We start from the raw sequence: 20,514 nt of genomic DNA on the forward strand, positions 1-20,514 counted from the left end.
TGGTTTCTCAACCATACGAAGCAACCTACCCCAATGAAAATCGCTTTGATTTCTACCTCCTCGCGTAAAAACAGTAACTCACTGCGTTTCATCAATTACGTTCGGCAACTGCTGACGGCAGATGAACAGCACGAGGTGTCAATCGTTACGTTTGAGCAGTACGATATTCCCTATGTTGGACAAGGATCCGTTAAGCCGGAGACGCTCACGCCTTTTCAGCAAGAACTGATCGACGCCTGGGAATCGGCGGACCTGGTGATCTTTGCCATGCCCGAATACAACTGGACGGCTCCGCCACAAGCCACCAATACGATTCATCAATTAGGCGGACCGGCCTACAAGCACCTGTTCGATAACAAGGTTTTTGCTATGGTCGGCGTTTCTAATGGCCGGGGTGGCCGGCAACCTGCGCTGGACATGACAACGGTGGTGAACAAGATTATTAGCTTTACCAACAGCTACTCAATCGTTTCACCAAAGTTGTACGAATCGCACGAAACCGATAAGAACCTGGATGAGAACGGCAACTTCGTCGGGCATGACGTGTACGAACGGACCGCGAAAGCGTTTGTTGACTATACCCTTCAGGTCGCCCAACGCTGGATCGGTAGCGAACAGTTAACGGAACGGTAAGGGCTGGGCTAGCATGGCCAGCCTGGTTTTAGGAGAGCCTCACCCATGAACAACAGCGCGTTGTTTGTCGGTGAGGCTTTTCAGTGTTATTGGGTATCAGAACGGGCGATCATCCGTTGCTTTAAGGCATTGATCAACTCAACAAACGGTTGAACACTGCGCAGCGATCGCTGGTATTCGTATTCAGAAAGTACGTGTTGCCGCATATCGGCTGCCGATTTGCTTACTTCCCGATCAAGGCTGGTTTTTAGGCCACGGTTTACAATGCTGATGCTGGCGATCCGGTATTTAAACAAGCCATTTTTTACTTGTATCTCAACCGGTACTTCGTAATAAGCCTGCGCTCGTGAATTGGGAACTTCTGTTTGGCTGTTGGTTATAGGAATGAACAACCTTCCTTTTCCCGTAACCAGTCCTTTGGCCTGGTCTGCGGATTTAATAACCTGATTATCTTTTGGAAATAGATTTTGTAGCGATGACCTGGCCCGCAGATACAATTGATCAGCCATAACGCCCGGAACCTCAACCATACCTCGGTATACAATGCCTCCCGATGCGGAATCAAGCTCAAAGGGCATATCGGCCAATGAGTATGTTCGCTTTTGGGAATAGCCATGCCCTGCCAACAGGCAGAACGCTACAAATAACCATTTCTTCATCTGAACGTTTCTTAGGTTTATATTTAGCCATAAAGAAAGGGCTAAATTGGGCGCAGGCCAATAGTCAGTACGCAATCGGCTGAAAAAGTTGATTATAGGGTTGAATGATACGGACTTGCAAGCCGACATCAAGTTGCGGGTTTGTATCCCTGAATGGATCAAAGCGGAAAGGCTATCGGTTAAACCAATCGACGGTTGTACGAATCGTAACGCTTAGGCAGCCAATGGTGGCTAGCAGATTCACACCAGGCATAAACGCTATAGGTACCGCAATCTGCATGGTGTCTTCCTGGGCGTCGGTCAATAGCCCACACATCAGTATGAATAGCATTGGAAGGAAATAGCACGTAAAAAAGAGTATAAACATAGTAGTAGGTGTGTTTGTAAAGCCCTAATCTGAAACAACGGCGGTATTCCAGAGATGATGGTACAGGCTTATTCGGGCTACACAGTAGTTATAAAATCATCAAAAATTGTATTCGCTTACGACAAGAAGCTGTTTTACTTATGACTACCAAAAGGTAGGTAAGTCATTAAGTGCGGTTATTGAATCTATAGAATTTGCGGAAAGAGAGTCACCACTCCACCCGATAAGCGACGGGCATACACCGTGAATGCGCTCCATGATCAGCTGTAAAAGGTAGTTTCTAAAAGCGAACGAGCTTCCTTGTAGCGTGTTCGATTTTCCGTAATTATGCTACCTTTACGACAATTGTATGCAAGCATACTATCGCTATGGAAACGACGTATCAGTCTTTGTCTCTTACCGCTGCTGACGGTATCATGATGGTTACTTTGTTAGGTCCCGGAAAAGGCAATGCGATGGGTCCCGAGTTTTGGGAGGAGTTTCCCAAAGCAATGGACGCCATCAACGGCATATCCGACATTCGTTGCGTTATTGTTCGGGGTAGTGGTGACCATTACAGCTATGGTTTAAATCTGCCCCACATGATACCAAGACTGGCAGCCATGACAACGGGTGCGGTAGTGGCTCACCAGCGTAACGAGCTAATGGCGCAGATCCGCCACATGCAGTCCGGTTTTCAGAAGATGCACGAATCGCCCAAACCTGTTATTGCGGCTGTACACGGTTGGTGCATCGGGGGAGGGGTTAACATGATTGCGGCTGCTGATATTCGACTTTGTTCCCGCGAAGCCAGGTTTAGTCTGCGCGAAACCAAACTGGCGATCACACCCGATATTGGTGGGTTACAGTTTCTGCCTCCTATCATCGGGCAGGGGTTTACGCGAGAAATGGCGTTTACGGGGGCTGACTATGATGCCGCTTTTGCCGAGCGTATTGGTTTGGTCAATCACGTGTATGATACGCCCGACGCGCTTTTTCAGGCGGCTAATCAGCTAGCCCGGCAGATTGCCGATAATCCGGCGACGGCCGTGCAGGGAGCCAAGCGTGTACTTAATTATAGCCTGAACAAATCCATCGAAGACGGGCTGCAATACGTTGCCGTCTGGAATTCATCACAGCTGCAATCCGATGATTTCAGCGAAGCCATCCAGGCTACGATGGAAAAACGCAAGGCGGAGTTTAACAAGAAAACAAACCGGGGCTACTAACGAGTGACTCGTTCACTGAAATGCTCTTTCACTTAGCTGATATGAACACAACAGGAATGCTCCGTGATGGAGCCATGCAGGGAAAAACCATTATTGTGACGGGTGGCGGAACCGGACTCGGCAAGTCCATAAGCCGGTATTTATTACAGTTAGGAGCCTCGGTTACCATCTGTAGCCGTCGGCAAGCTGTTCTCGACGAGACCGCGCAGGAACTGATGAACGAAACGAACGGGCAAGTCCTGGCTGTAGCCTGCGATGTGCGCAAACCGGCAGAGATTGAACACGTTATCGAACGGACTACCGAGAAATTTGGTCGAATCGACGGGCTTCTGAACAACTCAGCCGGTAACTTTATCAGCCCTACCGAACGCTTGTCCTACAAAGCATTTGATACGATTGTTGATATCGTGCTTCGGGGTACGTATTATTTCACCCTGGCAGTGGGCAAATATTGGATCGATAACAAAATACCGGGTACCGTGCTGAACATCGCGACTACCTACGCGACAACTGGTTCGGGCTACGTCGTTCCCTCGGCGGTAGCGAAAGGGGGCGCCTTGATTATGACCAAATCGCTGGCTGCTGAATGGGGGAAGTACGGTATTCGGCTTAACGCCATTGCACCGGGGCCATTCCCGACCAAAGGGGCATGGGACCGGTTGTTTCCCGAACCCTTAGCCAGTATCATGGACCCGACGAGCCGTATCCCACTAAAACGGGTTGGCGAACACGGCGAATTAGCCAATCTGGCGGCTTATTTACTGTCGGATTATTCGGGCTACGTCACTGGCGAAACCATTACCATTGATGGGGGGGAAGTGCTTGCTGCCGGTGAGTTTAACCACCTGGAGCAAGTGACCAACGAGCAGTGGGACATGATCGAACAAAGCATTAAGCAGGCTAATCGCGCCAGTAAGCAAGAAGGTCAGGGCTAATTTTTCTGTCCATTGCCTGAAGCACTTTTCCGACTATAGGGCTTTCTCGTAGGCCAGGAATCGTAATCCTGGCCGAAAGCTTAAGGTGATTTCACCAGCGTACCGGTAGCCTAATTTGGGAAATAACTTTTGGGTTACCTGATTTTCGGAGTTTGTATCAATCCGCAGAAAACTAACGGAGCGCTCCTTTGCAATCTGTTCGGCTTGAGCCAGTAAAGCGGCTGCCACTCCCTGACCGCGAAAAGCGGGATCAACAGCGAGACGATGCGTGACAATGGCGCGCTGGCTGAGGTCGAAACCGACCTGTGCGTATTCGGGCTCCTGATCTTCGGTCAGGGCGGCTACGCCAGCCAGTTGGTCGTTCACGTCAGCAACCCACAATTGCTCCTTGCTGATGTCTTCATGAAAAACGGTTGCGTTGGGGTAATGGTCGTCCCACTGCAAATTGCCCGCTTCGCGCATGAGTGGAATTACCTTTTTTAAAAGCGTTAACAAAGCCGGAAGATCGGCAGGGGTGGCAAGTCGGATGGTCATAATAGAGTACTCTGTAAACCCAATTTATTCGGGAGAATTGGTGTTTTCTGTAGAAAGTGGGAGGGAAATGGATTCGTACTGTTTCAACGCAATTCCGGTGGCCGTTTTCCATTCCACCTGACCGTTTGCGCTTCTGCCCAGAATGACGGATGCCGCTGTTGACGGACTGCTGAAAATAAAGTCTTCCGTAAAGACATACGCTTCTTCGGTTTGCTGAAGTTTATTTTCGGCTACTAACCGGGTGCGTAGTTGGTTTAACGTATCCGGAAAAGAAGGAACTGCCGTAAGAGAGGCTTTAGAACCCTGGAAAACAACGAAACCCTCGGCTGTTGGCTCTCCCTGAGCATCGACACCCCTTGGCCCTTTTAACACAAAGGATGATTTAGTCTGCTCATAAGGTGCGTGGGATTCGCGCTTTTCTTCTAGAACTTTATGACCTAACGTATTCAGGAGAAGCCGAACATTCTCAATAAACTCTTGCATTTCGGCCTGATCGGGCTCGGATATGGCCGACCGTGTTGGTGTAACCTCATTGAGAACGGTGTATCTTCTCGCTGATTTCGCCAATTCGTAAATCCTGTTTTCGAGAAATTTAATGTGGGCTTTGTTAAGGTTTTCGTCCTTACTGGTAAATACAATTGTTTCGTACCAAAAATCTTTCTTTGCTAAATGCTGATTCAAACGGTCCAGCACGACCTCCGCTTCACCAATATACACCAGTTCGTTACCCTGTTCATTTCTGCCGAACAAAAGATATAGGCCAGTTCCTTTTAACTCCTTTCTGTCGATACAGTCTTTGACTTTTGTTCTGGGTATCCTGAATGCTTTTCCCGTCCAGTTTGATAATTCGCAACTCATTCTTCCATTAGGATCTCCTTCGATGAGAAAGAGTCTAATCGTTTTACCGATCGCCATCGTAAGCTAAAAGAGTTTGAGGTATAGTAGGTCTGTTGATTACTTTTCGTCTTTTAACATCTCTACGACCAGCGTCAATTCATTCACGGTGGTTTCCGGGTCGCCGGAGTAGCCAATCTGGCGGTAGCGTACACGACCTTTCGGATCAATAACGACCTTGGTTGGAATACCCTGCACTTTGTACGCCCGCGACACGCGCTGACTAGCGTCAATCGGTACCGTAAAGCCGTAAGAACCATACGGTTGCCGGTTCATAAAGTTGTGTACCCGCTGTAAAGGACCGCCTTCACGGGTATTGACAAACAAAAACTGCACCTTGGAGTCATTCTCAAACTTCGATTGCGCCTGTTTCATAGCCGGGAACGATGCGATGCAAGGACCACACCAGGTTGCCCAGAAATCCAGTACGATCACCTTGCCGCGCAGCGAAGCCGACGAAATGGTCCGTCCCTGCAAATCGGTCATCGAGAAAGCGGGGGCGGGCTCATTGATGAGGATGTCCCGGAGTTCGTCCGTCTGGTCGGCCCGCAGGTCGGCTTCCAGTTCAGTCAGGTACGTATCGGCTTTGGCGACTGTGTTGCCGGATTGTTTAGCGTACCAGTCCCGAAAAACGGTTTTCAGCCGGGGGGTAGCTTTCCCAACCCGGATAGCGGATTCGGTTACCGCCTGAGCATCAGCGGCATGGTTAGCCTGAAGCGCGCACAGGAAATACCGTTCGTTGAGCCGTGGGTCGCTGTCTTCTATGGCATTCGGATTGATAACGTCCTGATAGGCTGTGTACGCTTCGGCGTATTTACCCTGCTGCTCCAGTACGCGGGCGTAGGTATTCATCAACTGCCGTTGCCGATCATCACCGTTGCCGGATTTCGGCTGTGTTTTCTGGATCATCATAGCACGCTTGATCAACTGCTCGGCTTCCGGCAGGGATCGCCGTTCGTCTGCTAGTTGAAAAGCCATTGTGTTCAGCATCAGTACATCGGTATGCGCTACGGGTTGCTGCTCGACAAAAGCGACCAAACCGCGGATATCGTTGTTTTTGAAGTAACCGTCCGTCATCATAACGGTCAGCGGAGGCAGGTAGGATGCGTTCGGAAATTCCTTCTGATAAGCCTGGTATGCCAGTTTTTTGCGAGTCCAGTCCGTTTCATTTCGAACTGCGGTGGCCCGATCTCGTTGTACAAGTGATCCGGCGGGGTCGAGCGATTTCATGCGTTCGCGCAGGGCGTTGGCCTTGGGGAAGTCGCCCATGTTTTCGTATAGCTGAGCGCCCGCTGTTAGCTCTGCCGCCGTAAGAGCCGGTCGGGATGCCAGATACGTTTCGATACCCAGCTTTACTTTCGGGCCGTAACCGGGTTTTTTCTGCTTGATTTGGGAGGCCAGATAATCCGACCAGTACATCGGATAAAGGGTAGGGTTGGCCTGAAACTCCTGCGCGTACAACGAAACCACCCGGTTCTGATCAGGACGACTACCCAGTTCGTACAGAAAATGACTACGGGTAAAAACCGACGATTGTCCCGCGATAGCGTGCGGAACGGTCTGACCCGTGGCGTCGTAAACCGGAATCACGTACAACTGGCCCTTGTTCAGGTCGATGCGTTGAGGTTGTTTGCTATTGCGAAAGGCCAGCATCGCGCCCGTTACTCCTTTCAACGGAATCAGTACCTGCCCGACGAACACGTTGCCCTGCCGCATAAGCGCAGCGGTTGTCGGACGACTCAGGTGCATGGCTGTTGGTGCGCCGTAATATACAAACCGTCCTTCGAGTGTGCTGTCCGTCGCCAGCGGGGTGGCCTGTGGCGTATAGGTAAACGAAACGGTTTGACCAACCTGCGGCTTTTCGGGCGAGAAACGAAACTGAGCCAGCACCGATGCCTGCGTGGCTACGAGTAAAAGAAAAAAACTACTAATACATTTCATAACGTAAAAAGGAAAGGCGTTGCAAGTTATACGACCACTGGCTCTTCTTTTTTGACCGGTTTGGATACCGCCAGTAAACCGACGAAGGTAAATAACCCATTGAGCAGTAAACGCTCGAACCCAAACTGATAGCCGCCAAACCAGGCCGCTGAATTTTCATTGACAATGTACGTGAATACGGGTGAAGCCAGGCAAATGAACGGTACAAAACGATCAATAACCGGGCGTTTGCTGAAAATACCGAACGCATACAAGCCAAGCAGTGGCCCGTACGTATAACCCGCAATATCGAATACAGCGGTGATTACTTCTTTGCTGTTTAGTTGGCGGAAAACAATAATGACAACGTAAAAAAGCAGCGAAAAGCCGATGTGGACAATGTGCTTAATCCGGGAACGGTCGGACTCCGACCGTTTCTCAACGTTCATAAAATCAACGCAGAACGAGGTTGTGAGGGCCGTCAGGGCGGAGTCGGCACTGGCGTAGGTAGCCGCCGTGATTCCAAGCAGGAACGTAATTGCAACCACTAAACCAAGATGGTTCAGGGCCAGCAACGGGTATAAATCGTCGGTACGGGCTGGAATCGCGATGCCTTCTTTCTGCGCATACTGATACAGCAAAACTCCTAAACTAAGGAATAGAAAATTAACGATCACGAGCGTAACGGTAAACCAGAACATGTTCTTCTGGGCTTCCCCGATGTTTTTGCACGTCAGGTTTTTCTGCATCAAATCCTGATCCAGACCCGTCATCACGATGGCGATAAAGGCACCCGAAATAAATTGTTTGAAGAAGTTTTTGGAATCATTGCCTTCCCAGTAAAAAACCTGCGACATCGGGCTGTCACTGACCGTTTTTATCAGGCCACCGAAGGATAAGTTCAGTTCTTTAGAAATCAGAAAAATCGTCAGGATAACGGCGGTGATTAAGAATAACGTTTGAAGCGTGTCCGTGACAATAATCGTTTTAACGCCACCTTTGAACGTGTATATCCAGATCAGACCAATGGTGATCAGCACGGAGACCTCAAACGGAACGCCCAGCGGACTGAACAACGCGATTTGCAACACCCCGGCGGCAACGTAAAGCCGGACGGCAGAACCCACCGTTCGGGATAGCAGAAAAAAGCCTGCTCCAGTCTTGTACGACCAGAAGCCAAAGCGCTTTTCGAGGTAGCCGTAAATAGAGATCAGATTTAATCGGTAGTAGAGCGGCATGAGTACCGAGCCGATGACGAAGTAGCCGATGATGTATCCGAGTACAACCTGAAAATACGAAAAGCCGATTTTACCCACGGCTCCCGGCACCGATATAAACGTAACACCTGACAGCGAAGTGCCAATCATGCCGAACGCAACCAGCCACCAGGGCGACTGTCGGTTGGCGGTAAAAAAGGTGTTGGTATCAGCTCCCCTGGCAGTATAGAAGGATACCGCGATCAACATGCCGAAATAGGCAATCAAAATCACTAAAGCAACGGTGGTATTCATGCAGCGAAAAGCACTTTTTTATAAACTGAGGTTGTCTAAGGTACGATAAGGCTGGTAAAATGGCTTGTTGTTGTGCAATTTATCCATCATCGCTAACAAGCACCCGATTGAACGTTGAAAGTAGCCGATAAGCACATTACCGAGTTTGTATTGGCGCAATTTACGGATAAATATAAAGTTCTGGTTCGTCAGGCTCACTGCGTAGGCTATTCTTACCTACGCGTGACGGATCGCTGTACGATTGTACTGAACGAAACGGTAGCTTACCGGCTTGCCCAACGGATATTGATAACCAGTCTTTAAACTACCGGAGCTTTACGGGGTTTATAAGGTGAACATACCTTTAAACAGTATTGCTATGAAGATGAACACACAGCCCCTGCAAAATCTGCAAGTCAGCCTTGATGAGTTAGTGAACGCTTTTAGTAGTCTGCCTGAACAACCACAGGAGAACAATCTCCACGCTGTAAAATTTCCCGTGACCAACGATTACGGGAATCCGTGTGAGCGAGAGTTAATGTTTAAATGGAATCCGCAGCACAATGACTGGGAACTGAATACGAAAGGACACGATCTGCTTATTACGGCGGTCGAACGATAAACAGTGATATCTACCATAAAACAGCAGGCCCCCAAGCGTAGGGGGCCTGCTGTTTTATGGACGGTGAAGCGGTCGCTCTTTTGTCGCAATTATTATTCGGCTGACAAATCCAGTTTCCTTCGCTGAACGTATAAGTAAGTATAACACATCACTTCTCAACTGACTTACTGGCCCATGCCCAAACTGTACATTTTATCATCAACGTTTGTGCATGACTACGCTAAAAGTAGCTGGATTAGATAAACCCATAGTTAATAGTTCGATCGTGTGGATTGAAGGCGACGGTAATTACGCCCGATTACACTTTATTGATAGCCACTCTTATCTGGCTTCTCAGACCCTGAAAGGTTTTGAAGCGAAGCTACCTGCATTTGTTCGCGTCCATAAATCGGTACTCATCAATCCTAAACACATTGTTCGCTTTGAACAGACCAAAGCCAAGCAGGCATGGATAGTGATGAGTACAGGACAGCACATTGAGATCGCTCACCGACGCATCAACCAGGTTCGTCATACGCTTGGTATGGCCTCGTTCAGCGCACAAAGCTTCCCCGTGGAAAGCTAAAAAACTGGCTACCCTGTCGTTAACTGATTTAACTTAAGAAGGGAGCTGACTTGCTTCAAACCAGTATTCGCACAATTGACGAACGATGTGTACCAGGCCAGATAGGCTAGGGGATTTGAGTAATACGGAGTTAGCTCCTGCCTGATAGCATTGGGTGATTTGCCCCTTCTCCAGGGAACCTGACCAGACAATAACCGGAATCATGTTGGTGCGAGAATCCTGTTTCAGAACCGCTAGTACATCCAGGGCGTTACTCGGGGGAATATTGAAATCCAGCAGAATAAGGTCTGGTAACGAGTCTAAGTGCAACAGCGATTCCAATAGCTCGGTAACCGTCTGCTGGTGCGAAAGAGTAACTTGCTTCGAGTAATTCCCGAATGCCTGATTGAGTAGATAGTAATCGTCCTCGTCGTCATCGATTAGCATGACGTTAGCACGCTGATCGGTTCGCATTGCCATTTCGTTGAGTGATAAACATCGAACGAAGGTAGCTTGTAGGCAACTACCATGATCGAAAACTTTTTAAGCGGACCCTGGTAAACGAATCAACTCAACTCCCAGTCCTGTACCAGTTGACCAAACAAGACCAATAACAAGTCCATGGAGGGTGGCTTTGTCAGAAAACCATTGGCACCTAGTCGGGCGGCTTTTTCCTGATCTTCCCGATGCGAAGAGGTGGTCAGTACAATGACGGGTACGTGTTGGTAGGGTGGGGTTTGACGCAGTTGCTTGAGCGTTTCGAAGCCATTGAGCCGGGGCATGTTCAGATCCAGAATGATCAGATTGGGCAGGTCCGACGTTTGCATAAGCGCGGGAATCAACTCTTCTCCATCGTCGAGAAGCTTAATCTCTACGGGGGGAACAAGCCGCTTAAACGCAATTTCGAACAGGTACTGATCATCGGTATCATCATCAACAATCCAGACGCGGGGGCAAGTTGTTAGCATAGGCAGCGAAATGGCGGGTACGATTAGGGCTTTCGGCGGTATACGATGAAACTACGTTTAAAATTAGTAAACAGCTCCCAAGAAACAGGATAAAAAGCACATTCTACCCGTACCTAGCCTATTAAAATCTGTTAAGCTAGATCAGGTCATGTTACCCAGCAACCACAGACTGTCCTCGACAGTGGCTGTGGTTGCTGGGCAGCACAACAAATTTCAAACTTTATAATGCGCCTAGCCGGGAAGATATGAGCTTGCAAGGAGTACGCGTACGGGCTGAAAATTCATTTGCTTGCAGTACCTTGGCAACATAGAGCGGTCTGAAAACACTTGACCAGTCGGTGGTACCTACAAATAGCCTTTCTTCGCTTCGTCCAGGTCCATCTCCGTCAAGAGTCCCATTTGCCCTAACGTCGTTAGTCCTTCAACAGTATGAACACGCTGTGGGTCATTCGGTTCGGTTTCTTCAGAATCCCCATAAACTGCCTGGTCTACAGCTTCCCGTAGCTGAGTAACATTCTCAAGAGCAAACACATCATGAGCTTGACCGGCTTGGCCAACCGGTTCATGACTGATTGGCTGAAGGTTTTTTTTAAGTCTTGCCATTGGAGTAGATTACAGATTTCTCCCTATAAACCGCAAATTGTAGATTAGGTTAAAAATTATGGGAAGGAGCTAACAAAAAGCGTCCGCTTTACTGCCGCTAAACGGCTGGCTGTCGAAAGTCAATAAGGCAGCGATAGGGGCAACAACGTTCGGGGGCATTGGGCACGAGCTTGAAATGCATCGTACTCATTCCTCCAGGAATCCGTAGTTTCATAGACTTCCCGGCTTTCTTTTCTGAATAAAGGGGCAAGCTAAATTTGGTTTATACTGAATCAATGATCATTCTATTTGTTAATACATATTATAGTAAAGTAATTATTTTGTTTGTTTTATATAAAAATCGTTAACTATAAGTTTTTTGTAGTATCTTGCATCATTAATTTCTTAGGTTAGGTATTTGTTTAAATGGGCTGCCTAGAGGGCGGCCCGTTTTTTTAATCAATTACCGTGCTGGTCGATATGGCTCATAACAAACTGCGGTCAACAGCTCCGATGAATTGATATGTCTACCAGACTTTAGAGAATTTATATTTTTTACCGTAACTCCTTAACAATTAGCTTGTAAATTACCTGATGAGCCGCTTTTCGCTTATTTACGCTAAAGATGGTCAATACCAACAGCTCTACTGTACATCTCAGAATGAAGCGATTGGCCTGTTACAACATATCTCAGTAGGGCAAATCGGCATTCCGATTGGCGTTTATGATGCCAAGACAGAACTGTTTTCGTGGGAAACGAATCGGCAACAGCAATACAACCGGATGAGCATTGAAGAGCAGGGTCGATTGGGGAGTCAGATTATCGCTGTGGCCCAGACGTTACGACGTCAGCAGGAACACGGAGCCGCACTAGCAGGCTTGCATCAGACCCAAGCCAACCTTGCCAATTTTATTAATCGTATTTAAGCGAGTTTATCACTACACTCCACCTTAGCTTGCCAGTGGCAGACCAAATGATTCTTAACGGATTAGCATCCGCTCTCTTCTAATAAACCTATATCCCGATAGACTATTAGCTAATTGATTGATAATCATTTTTTTACAAAGCACTTGCAAAAATAAAATCGGCTACCCAACTTTGCCCGTCTATTAACTGTAGCACTATCCAGGTTTGTCTGTAGCAACCTTATCTGAATAGGTTGAGTGGTTTAATACACCTGTCGTCACGCTATCTAATCAATGATGTTCACCGATGAGTAAATGTAAGTAATGGGTTATAATCTATAAATTCTATAGATATAATTATAAATGCGTCAACCAATTGCGTTCAAAATCGAGATGTATCGCTTCTTATAAACCAATATAATCAATCCCACATGTGTAGATAGATAATTTATTGGTGCCGTAGCACCGGTAACCTGTGGTTCGTAATTCAGCGGCAACTGAATTATAGAGCGCAAAAAAAAGTCGAAACGGCGGCAACCGTTTCGACTGGCTAACAATAAGGCTCTGGCAACCGAAGCGTCGGACCGGCCTCACTTTTTTTCTCATAACCAATACAAAGTAATGCAAAAACTTTTATTTGCAGGAGTAGTCTGGCTATTCTCTTGCGGATGGTTGCTGGCACAATCAACCGGATCACGCATAACCGGCACCGTTAGGACCGACAACGGTGAACCTTTACCCGGCGCGAACGTGGTTGTTAAAAGCCAAACAAAAGGGGCGACGACCGATGCGGATGGCCGTTTTAACCTGGATGCCCGTTCGGGTGATCAACTTGTTGTCTCCGCCATCGGCTATCAAACGGCAACACTGGCCGTTAGCGGTAGTGCTCCGCTGACCATAACGCTCCGCGAATCAACGTCTCAACTGAATGAAGTAGTGGTTGTGGGCTATGGTACCCAGGATCGTAGGAATCTGGTCGGTTCGGTCACGCAGGTCAATGCCGATGAAATCAAGAATCGTCCGGTCGCCAGTTTCGACCAGCAGTTGCAGGGGCGGGCGGCTGGTGTGCAGGTAGCGGCCAACACGGGTGTGCCCGGTGATGGTATTTTCTTCCGCATCCGGGGAACAACCTCGATCAATGCAAGCAACGACCCGCTTTACGTGGTTGACGGTGTATTTGTCAACAACCAGTCGCTGCAAAAAATTACGACCCAGGGCCAGTCCAACAATCCGCTGGCCGATATTAATCCCGCTGATATTGAATCCATTTCGATTCTGAAAGATGCGGAAGCGACGGCCATCTATGGAGCCAGAGCGGCCAATGGTGTTGTCCTGATCACGACCAAACGGGGAAGCTACAACAGCAAAACCAAGGTGTCCCTGAATACATCCGTTGGGCAGGCCTGGGCCCCTAAACTTTGGGACTTAGTAACGGGTCCCGAGCACGCAACCATCATCAACGAAGCCTGGATTAACGACGGTAAGCCGGCATCTACTCGTCCGTTTCGCCCGGTTTCCGAAGGAGGGCGCGGTCTGCCGGAAGAACAACCTACCTACGACCGTTTAGGCGATATTTTCCGGACCGGTGCGCTTCAGAATTACGACCTCGCTGTGTCGGGTGGTACGAAGCAAACCCGGTTTTACATCGGTGGCGGGTATACCAGTCAACAGGCTACGCTGCGGACCAACGACTTCGCCCGCGCCAGTTTCAAACTAAATCTGGATCAGGATATTACCGATAAAATTCGCATTGGAACGAGCAACATCCTGTCGCAATCCAACCGGACCAACGCCCGGGTTGGTGATGGCCCTCAGGGTGGAATTTTACAGGCCGCTTTGCATACGCCTACCTACTTACCCAAGTTCAACACTGACGGCACCTACGCAAAGTGGGCGGGCTTTGATAACCTGGATGTGCTGATCAACAATACCGATATGCACTCGACCAGCAGCCGGTACATTGGTAACATCTACGGCGAGTACGACATTTTAAGCGGGCTGAAACTGCGCAGTAGCTGGAGCATCGATTACAACGATTACAACGAATACGAATATTGGAACACCCTGACCAACCGGGGTAGTGCCAGCAAAGGACTAGCCACGTCGAGCGTTAGTAAGAACACAATCTGGATCAACGAACAGACACTTTCGTACCGACAAACGTTTGGTAGTCAGCATAGTTTCGGCGCGTTGGTTGGGAATACGTTCCAGGGGAATGTGTCAACGCAAACGCTGGGCCAGGGTACGAATTTTCCGTCGGATGCCTTTAAACAAATCGCGTCGGCTTCGGTAACGACGTCGTCATCGAACCGAAATGAGTACAATCTGGTGTCTTTCTTCGGCCGGGTCGATTACAATTTTGCCAAGAAATACTTCCTGGAAGCCAGCCTGCGGGCCGATGCTTCGTCGAAATTCGCGGTTGGCCATCGCTGGGGCTATTTCCCGTCGGCGGGGGTGGCCTGGCAGCTCAAACAGGAGAACTTCCTGCGGGATGTGAATTTTTTGAGCGATCTGAAAGTACGCGCCAGCATTGGCTGGACGGGTAATCAGAACGGCATCGGCAACTACGCATCGCGCGGACTGTGGGGCGGGGGAAACAATTACCAGGACAATCCGGGTACGGTACCCGTGCAACTGGCTAATCCGGAGCTGAAGTGGGAAACGACCCGGCAGGCAAACATTGGCCTGAACGTTGGGTTGCTGAACAACCGGATCGGGCTAGAACTGAACGCGTATTCAAAGTACACGTACGATCTGTTGCTACAGGTGCCGCTGGCCCAAAGCTCAGGTTTCGCCAGCATCTACCGCAACGACGGCGAAATCAGCAACCGGGGCCTCGAATTTGCTATTAATTCGTTGAACATCAACAGGAACGGGTTTCAGTGGAACACGAGTTTCAACATTGCTGGTAACGTGAACCGGATCGAGAAACTGTCCATTCCGGTTGATGCCAGTTATGCCACCGAGCGCATGGCGGAAGGCCAATCGTTCCACTCATTCTATGTCTACAAACAGTTGTACGTTGATCCGAAAACGGGCGATGCTGTTTACGATGACGTGAACAAGGACGGTAAAATTACCGTAGCCGACCGCCAGTTTTACGGGAGTGCATTGCCCAAATTCTTTGGTGGCCTGAACAACACCTTTTCTTACAAAGGCTTCGACTTGTCCGTCTTTTTTAATTTCAGCTCCGGGAATAAAGTCTTTAACAACAACCGCTTTTTCCACGAATCGGGTGGAACGCGCGACGACCGGCGGGCCATCAACAAAAATCAGCTCAACCGCTGGCAAAAAGAAGGAGATATCACGGATGTACCGCGCGTAACGACGCTGGGTAACAATTACAACCTCAGCCCGATCAGCCGCTTTGTCGAAGACGGGTCCTTTATCCGACTGAACTCGCTGGTATTTGGCTACACGATCCCCAAAGAGATTCTTCGTAAAATCGGTATCTCATCGGCCCGGATTTATTACAGCGGTTCCAACCTGTGGTTGCTGAGCCGTTACCAGGGACCAGACCCCGAAGTAAACGTCACCGGCGATCCAACGACGCAAGGGTACGATCTGGGTACGCCACCACAGCCCCGGACGGCTCAGTTTGGCCTTAATCTTACCTTGTAACCGCGTGAGTGGTCTACCGATAATTCCTCTTTTTTCAATCCGACAGTCTGCGTAGAAAGCAATAATTTTTATGAAACATAGTAGCAAGCTCATTGCGTTGATCGTGCTGTTTACCAGTTGCCAGCGTTTTTTAGACGTGCAGCCGGAGTTACAGGTCGATCAATCGCAGGCCATCACGAATGCCAGTACCGCCGAAGCAGCCGTCAATGGCCTGTATAACCGCCTGGGAAGTGATGGGTATTACGGCTCCAACTTTCCGGCTATCGCGTATCTGTCGGGGGGAGACATCCAGTGGACCGGATCGCAGTCGGCTCCGCAGGAGATTACCGCCCGCAAACTGACCGCCGATAATGGGTATGTCGGCTCGGCCTGGTCGGCTATCTACCGAACCATCCTGCAAGCCAATTACCTGCTTGAAGCCGTTCCGAACCTGACCGATCCACAGCTTACCGCTGATCGGAAAAACCAGATTCAGGGAGAAGCCTACGCCATTCGGGCGTTATCGTATTTCGACCTCGTTCGCGGATGGGGCGGGGTTCAACTGATTACCAAGCCAACGCGTACGCCCGCTGACAATACCGGCATTACCCGGAGCAGCGTCGAGGATACCTACGCGCAGGTGCTGAAGGATTTGACAACGGCGGAACCCCTGTTGAGCAATACAACCAACCGGAACAAAATTACCCGCAAAACAGTCTGGGCGCTGCGGGCGCGGTATCATCTGTACCGGCAGGAGTGGGAACAAGCGGAAACCTACGCCAGCAAGCTCATCGACGATGCTACGAATTACAAACTGGCTAAACCCTACAGCGCCTTTTACACCAACAATGCGGTGGCTACTTCGGAGTCCGTTTTTGAAATCGCTTACACGAACTCGTTTAAAAACGGGCACTACAACTGGTGGCTGCCTCCTGCACTCAGTGGCCGACGCGAATGGGCTCCCAATGGTACGTTGGTTTCGTTGCTGAATGACCCCGCTGTTGGTGGCAACCGAAAAGAGTTGATCGCGCAAACCGCTCCTCCAGGTAATCTGTGGTACGGCAAACTGTATTATCGTACGCCACTCGGTACTGATCCGGCCTATGTCATTCGCATCGCTGAGCTTTACCTGATTCGCGCCGAAGCCCGCGCCCAACTGGGTAAAACAACAACGGCGCTGGCCGATCTGAACGCGGTTCGCGACCGGGCCGGCGTACCCCTCTCGCAAGTCGCTACCAAGGACGCGCTGCTGCTGGCTATTGAAGCCGAGCGGCAGGTGGAGTTTCCCTTCGAAGCCGACCGCTGGTTCAATCTGGTTCGTACGGGACGGGTAGCTACGGTGCTGGGTATCAGCGATGCCAGCAAGTACGTACTGCCTATCCCGAACAGCGAAATCCTGGCGGACAAGGCACTCACGCAGAATCCGGGCTATTGATCAACCCGATACCGATCCGACGTTTTTAACTAAATAAGACAATGACTAAAGCAGAATCCACTTCACAACCCGCCTGGACCAAGGGGGAAGTCCTTGCGTTCCGCTTTGCCTTTATTTACTTCCTGATTCAGGCGGTACCCCTCAGCGGACGGTTTTATTACGATCTGTTGACCATTGATTGGGGTGCTTCTTACTACCGCGACTTATTTCGATTATCGCATTACGCCCCCCACTTTTTCGGGCCGACCGATACGTTTGCGGACTGGGCCGTTGTCGCCCTTATCTCGGCGGTTGGAACCGTGATTTGGACCATGCGCGATGCAACGCGGACGGACTACACCGCCTTGCAGTACTGGTTGCGGGTTGTGCTGCGGTATCGGCTGTCTATCGGTGTCATTGCCTACGGGTTCATCAAATTGTTTCCGCTACAGGCTCCGCTGCCATCCATCAGCAACCTGAATACACCTTACGGTGATTTTACCGCCTGGAAGTTGTTTTCGTTGAGTCTCGGCATTGTTCCTTCATATGAATCCTTTCTGGGGCTAGTCGAAATCCTAGGCGGTCTGTTGTTGCTTAACCGGAAAACGACGGCCATCGGTACGTTGGTTGTCATTCCGTTTCTGGGCAATATTTTCGTGTCCAATCTGGCGTACGAAGGGGGTGAATACGTGTATAGTTTTCTGCTGACAACGTTCGCCCTTTTCCTGTTTGCGTTCGATGCCATTCGGTTGTTACGGCTTGTCTCACTGGAGCAGCCGACTCTGCCCAACCGGTTTCGACCTGTCTTTAGCGAGCAGTGGCAGCGGTACGGTCGGTTAGCGCTCAAAAGTGCGTTTATCTTCTTTGCGGTTGTGGTCTACGGCTACAAAACGTACGCGGCCTACAAAACGGGACCTTACCAGTTTCCCCAGTCGCCGGGTTTAGCCGGGGCTGCGGGTCTGTATGATGTCGCGGAGTTCAGCGTGGCGGGTAAAGCCATTCCGTACGCGAATACCGATCCGGTTCGTTGGCAGGACGTTGTGTTTGAAACCTGGAATACCATCAGCATCCGGTCGAACCGGCCTGTCAAGCTGGTTACCGATAATACCGAACAAATTTACACGGCTGATGCGGATCGGACGTACGAGCTGGCAGGATCGGCTAGCCGACATTATTACAGCTATCAGGTAGATTCCGTACAGCACTTGCTAACCCTGAAAAACCGGAACCCGAACTATCCGAACGAAACGCTGACGCTTCATTACGAGCGGTTGGGGGCAACCGGGATTATCTTATCCGGACGGAATGAGAACCGGGATTCGGTGTATGCGGTGCTGAATCGACTAGACAAAAAATACCTCCTCAATGAAGCGGCCAAAGCAGGTCGCCGGGGAACGCTCAAACTCTAACCTACGCTGAACAATGGCATTCCCGAATATCAACCCCGAACGGCTGGACTTAGGGCTGGTTTCCCCCGAAGAATTAGCCGAAGCCAATCCGGTTAACAGCGCATTTGATACGGCCAATGCACCGGCTCCATCAAAACCCCTGCCAACCGAAAAGTCGAACCGGCACCAGAACTGGACAACTGGTCAGAAGATCAGCTTCCGCATCGCCTTCCTTTTTTTTATCGCGATCTCGCTGCCAACGGGTGCTTCCTGGTATAAAAATGTCTTCTCGCTCGACTGGTTGCACCTGCATTATCGTGATTTATACGATGTCGCGCGTTTTCAGCCTAATATTCTCGGTCGGGCGAAGTGGTGGCCTGCCTGGATGGGTTACGGCGAATGGGTCTTCATTCTACTCGTTGCAGGTGGACTTGGGCTGGTTTGGACGGCTGTCGTGCGGTGGCGAAAAACCGAGCCCAGGAATTATAACCTGCTTTACTACTGGCTGCGGGTAGTGGTGCGCTACCGGGCGGGCATTGGCATTATTGGCTTTGGCTTTACCAAACTCATGCCCACCCAACTGCCGTATCCGTCGCTGGGTCTGCTGAACACAAATTTCGGCGATCTGACGGCGCAGAAGATTTACTGGTTGTCCATCGGTATTGTTCCCTGGTATGAAGTGTTTGCGGGCGTTGTCGAAGTGCTGGCGGGGGCTCTGCTATTTTTTCGGGCTACCACGTTCTGGGGTGCCGTTCTGCTGTTTGGGGCGCTGGCCGATATCGTTTACGTCAACCTGGCTTATGACGGAGGTGTACACGGCTACAGCTCGTATTTTGTGCTATTGGCGGGATTTTTACTAGTGTATTACGTTCGGGATTTGTACAACCTGCTGATTCGTGAGCGACTTACAGTTCCGGTTCATTTCTACCCAACGTTCAGGGGCTGGCAGCAGGTGGCACGTATCGGTCTGAAAAGCGCGACGATTGGTATTTTTCTGGTGCTGTTATTCTGGATCCAGTACCTTAATTTTCGCTACGATCCGTACAAACAGCCCGCTCAGAAAGGCGTTCGGGAATTGCGGGGAAATTATCAGGTGAGTGAGTTTCGGGTTAATAACAAAGTAATTCCGTACACACCGCTGGATTCGATTCGTTGGCAGCAAGCTACGTTCGAAAACTGGTCGACGCTGACGTTTAAGGTGAACCGTGCAGTCCCGCTTGATCTATCGAACGGGGGTGGCTCACCCATGCGCGACATTAACCGAACCTTCGAGCTAACGGGCGTTGCGGGGGGACAGCGGGTATTCTATTACGTTGCTGATCCAGTCAATCACGTGTTGTACTTACAGGACAAATACCGACCATTCGACGGCCGCCGGGGGGAGGGTAGCGAAGGAGAAGGCAGCCCATCGCCCAAGCGAAATAAAGAGAAGGCACGGTCTAAAGGCAATCCCACCGATAACTGGATACCAACCACGGCTCAGGCCCGTATTGGTCCCGAAGACGCTAAAATTGAGGCTATTGCTCGCACTACCCGGCGAACGAAAGGTATACAATCCGAAGCGCGGCAGGAAGACGGCAAACGCAAGCGTATGATTCTTCATTACCAAACGACAGACGGATCACATGTGGTGCTGACGGGGATAGACGAAAACAAGGATTCCATTCGGGTTGTGCTGGACCGCATCAATAGACCCTACGCTTTGTCGGAAAGTACCCTGAACGCGGGTTCGTATTAATCAAATGAACGGCATCTTATGTGTAGTCATTTTGGTCGTTGCCGATAGGATGCCGTGCCCTTAGCCGATCGTGTACTTCGGGCGAAAGACAAGATTTATTGCCAATAAAAAA

Annotated in this window: 20 protein-coding genes; 11 read left to right on the forward strand and 9 right to left on the reverse strand. The window is 49.9% G+C overall.

Annotated elements, in window-relative coordinates:
- Window positions 1–33 precede the first annotated feature (33 nt).
- Window positions 34–633 carry an NAD(P)H-dependent oxidoreductase gene (locus M0L20_RS19065; RefSeq protein ID WP_248478581.1) on the forward strand — a complete coding sequence of 200 codons (600 nt, stop codon included), beginning with the start codon at window positions 34–36 and terminating at the stop codon, window positions 631–633.
- Between the two features lie 86 nt (window positions 634–719).
- Here the strand turns inward: M0L20_RS19065 and M0L20_RS19070 are convergent, their stop codons facing one another.
- Window positions 720–1,292, reverse strand: coding sequence for a DUF4468 domain-containing protein (locus tag M0L20_RS19070; protein ID WP_248478582.1), 573 nt, complete (start codon window positions 1,290–1,292; stop codon window positions 720–722).
- Window positions 1,293–1,464: 172 nt separating this feature from the next.
- A complete protein-coding gene (locus M0L20_RS19075) occupies window positions 1,465–1,659 on the reverse strand; it encodes a hypothetical protein (protein WP_232558193.1) in 195 nt (64 codons plus the stop codon).
- Window positions 1,660–2,027: 368 nt separating this feature from the next.
- On the opposite strand from M0L20_RS19075, the gene M0L20_RS19080 reads away from it, so the two are divergent.
- Window positions 2,028–2,867 carry a crotonase/enoyl-CoA hydratase family protein gene (locus tag M0L20_RS19080; RefSeq protein ID WP_248478584.1) on the forward strand — a complete coding sequence of 280 codons (840 nt, stop codon included), beginning with the start codon at window positions 2,028–2,030 and terminating at the stop codon, window positions 2,865–2,867.
- Between the two features lie 41 nt (window positions 2,868–2,908).
- A complete protein-coding gene (locus tag M0L20_RS19085; RefSeq protein ID WP_248478586.1) occupies window positions 2,909–3,802 on the forward strand; it encodes an SDR family oxidoreductase in 894 nt (297 codons plus the stop codon).
- A 33-nt stretch (window positions 3,803–3,835) separates the two neighbouring features.
- Here M0L20_RS19085 and M0L20_RS19090 read toward each other — a convergent pair whose 3' ends face one another.
- The 4 genes from M0L20_RS19090 to M0L20_RS19105 form a co-directional block, all read right to left on the reverse strand.
- A complete protein-coding gene (locus M0L20_RS19090; protein ID WP_248478587.1) occupies window positions 3,836–4,336 on the reverse strand; it encodes a GNAT family N-acetyltransferase in 501 nt (166 codons plus the stop codon).
- Window positions 4,337–4,360: 24 nt separating this feature from the next.
- Window positions 4,361–5,086 (reverse strand): GIY-YIG nuclease family protein, encoded by a 726-nt coding sequence (locus tag M0L20_RS19095; protein ID WP_248478588.1) that lies wholly within the window; start codon window positions 5,084–5,086, stop codon window positions 4,361–4,363.
- Between the two features lie 204 nt (window positions 5,087–5,290).
- Window positions 5,291–7,171: a TlpA disulfide reductase family protein gene (locus tag M0L20_RS19100; protein ID WP_248478590.1), complete on the reverse strand. Its 1,881-nt coding sequence runs from the start codon at window positions 7,169–7,171 to the stop codon at window positions 5,291–5,293.
- A gap of 26 nt (window positions 7,172–7,197) precedes the next feature.
- Window positions 7,198–8,661 carry a sodium:solute symporter gene (locus tag M0L20_RS19105; RefSeq protein WP_248478591.1) on the reverse strand — a complete coding sequence of 488 codons (1,464 nt, stop codon included), beginning with the start codon at window positions 8,659–8,661 and terminating at the stop codon, window positions 7,198–7,200.
- A 114-nt stretch (window positions 8,662–8,775) separates the two neighbouring features.
- Here M0L20_RS19105 and M0L20_RS19110 point away from each other — a divergent pair, with 114 nt between their 5' ends.
- From M0L20_RS19110 to M0L20_RS19120, 3 genes are all read left to right on the forward strand, one after another.
- Window positions 8,776–8,964 carry a hypothetical protein gene (locus M0L20_RS19110; RefSeq protein WP_232558198.1) on the forward strand — a complete coding sequence of 63 codons (189 nt, stop codon included), beginning with the start codon at window positions 8,776–8,778 and terminating at the stop codon, window positions 8,962–8,964.
- Window positions 8,965–9,019: 55 nt separating this feature from the next.
- Window positions 9,020–9,262 (forward strand): hypothetical protein, encoded by a 243-nt coding sequence (locus M0L20_RS19115; RefSeq protein WP_232558199.1) that lies wholly within the window; start codon window positions 9,020–9,022, stop codon window positions 9,260–9,262.
- Window positions 9,263–9,473: 211 nt separating this feature from the next.
- The gene (locus M0L20_RS19120) at window positions 9,474–9,827 is read left to right on the forward strand and encodes a LytR/AlgR family response regulator transcription factor (RefSeq protein ID WP_232558200.1); all 354 of its coding nucleotides are present in this window, start codon (window positions 9,474–9,476) and stop codon (window positions 9,825–9,827) included.
- Between the two features lie 33 nt (window positions 9,828–9,860).
- On the opposite strand, the gene M0L20_RS19125 is transcribed toward M0L20_RS19120, so the two are convergent.
- From M0L20_RS19125 to M0L20_RS19135, 3 genes are all read right to left on the reverse strand, one after another.
- Window positions 9,861–10,280 (reverse strand): response regulator, encoded by a 420-nt coding sequence (locus tag M0L20_RS19125; protein ID WP_232558201.1) that lies wholly within the window; start codon window positions 10,278–10,280, stop codon window positions 9,861–9,863.
- Between the two features lie 92 nt (window positions 10,281–10,372).
- Entirely contained in the window at window positions 10,373–10,774 is a 402-nt protein-coding gene (locus M0L20_RS19130; protein WP_232558202.1) for a response regulator, read from the reverse strand.
- A 345-nt stretch (window positions 10,775–11,119) separates the two neighbouring features.
- Window positions 11,120–11,377 (reverse strand): hypothetical protein, encoded by a 258-nt coding sequence (locus M0L20_RS19135; RefSeq protein ID WP_232558203.1) that lies wholly within the window; start codon window positions 11,375–11,377, stop codon window positions 11,120–11,122.
- Between the two features lie 573 nt (window positions 11,378–11,950).
- Between M0L20_RS19135 and M0L20_RS19140 the strand changes: the two genes are divergently transcribed.
- The 5 genes from M0L20_RS19140 (at window position 11,951) to M0L20_RS19160 (ending at window position 20,402) form a co-directional block, all read left to right on the forward strand.
- Window positions 11,951–12,283: a hypothetical protein gene (locus tag M0L20_RS19140; protein ID WP_248478592.1), complete on the forward strand. Its 333-nt coding sequence runs from the start codon at window positions 11,951–11,953 to the stop codon at window positions 12,281–12,283.
- Window positions 12,284–12,883: 600 nt separating this feature from the next.
- Complete coding sequence (locus tag M0L20_RS19145; protein ID WP_248478593.1) at window positions 12,884–15,883, forward strand: SusC/RagA family TonB-linked outer membrane protein; 3,000 nt, start codon at window positions 12,884–12,886, stop codon at window positions 15,881–15,883.
- A gap of 70 nt (window positions 15,884–15,953) precedes the next feature.
- Window positions 15,954–17,297, forward strand: a complete 1,344-nt coding sequence (locus M0L20_RS19150; protein WP_248478594.1) for a RagB/SusD family nutrient uptake outer membrane protein — start codon at window positions 15,954–15,956, stop codon at window positions 17,295–17,297.
- A gap of 41 nt (window positions 17,298–17,338) precedes the next feature.
- Window positions 17,339–18,685 (forward strand): DoxX family protein, encoded by a 1,347-nt coding sequence (locus M0L20_RS19155; RefSeq protein WP_248478595.1) that lies wholly within the window; start codon window positions 17,339–17,341, stop codon window positions 18,683–18,685.
- A 13-nt stretch (window positions 18,686–18,698) separates the two neighbouring features.
- On the forward strand, window positions 18,699–20,402 hold the full coding sequence (locus M0L20_RS19160; RefSeq protein WP_248478596.1) for a hypothetical protein: 1,704 nt from the start codon (window positions 18,699–18,701) through the stop codon (window positions 20,400–20,402).
- The last annotated feature ends 112 nt before the right edge of the window (window positions 20,403–20,514 follow it).

It is taken from the genome of Spirosoma liriopis, assembly GCF_023196085.1.
In the GTDB taxonomy this organism is placed as follows: Bacteria; Bacteroidota; Bacteroidia; order Cytophagales; family Spirosomataceae; genus Spirosoma; species Spirosoma oryzicola.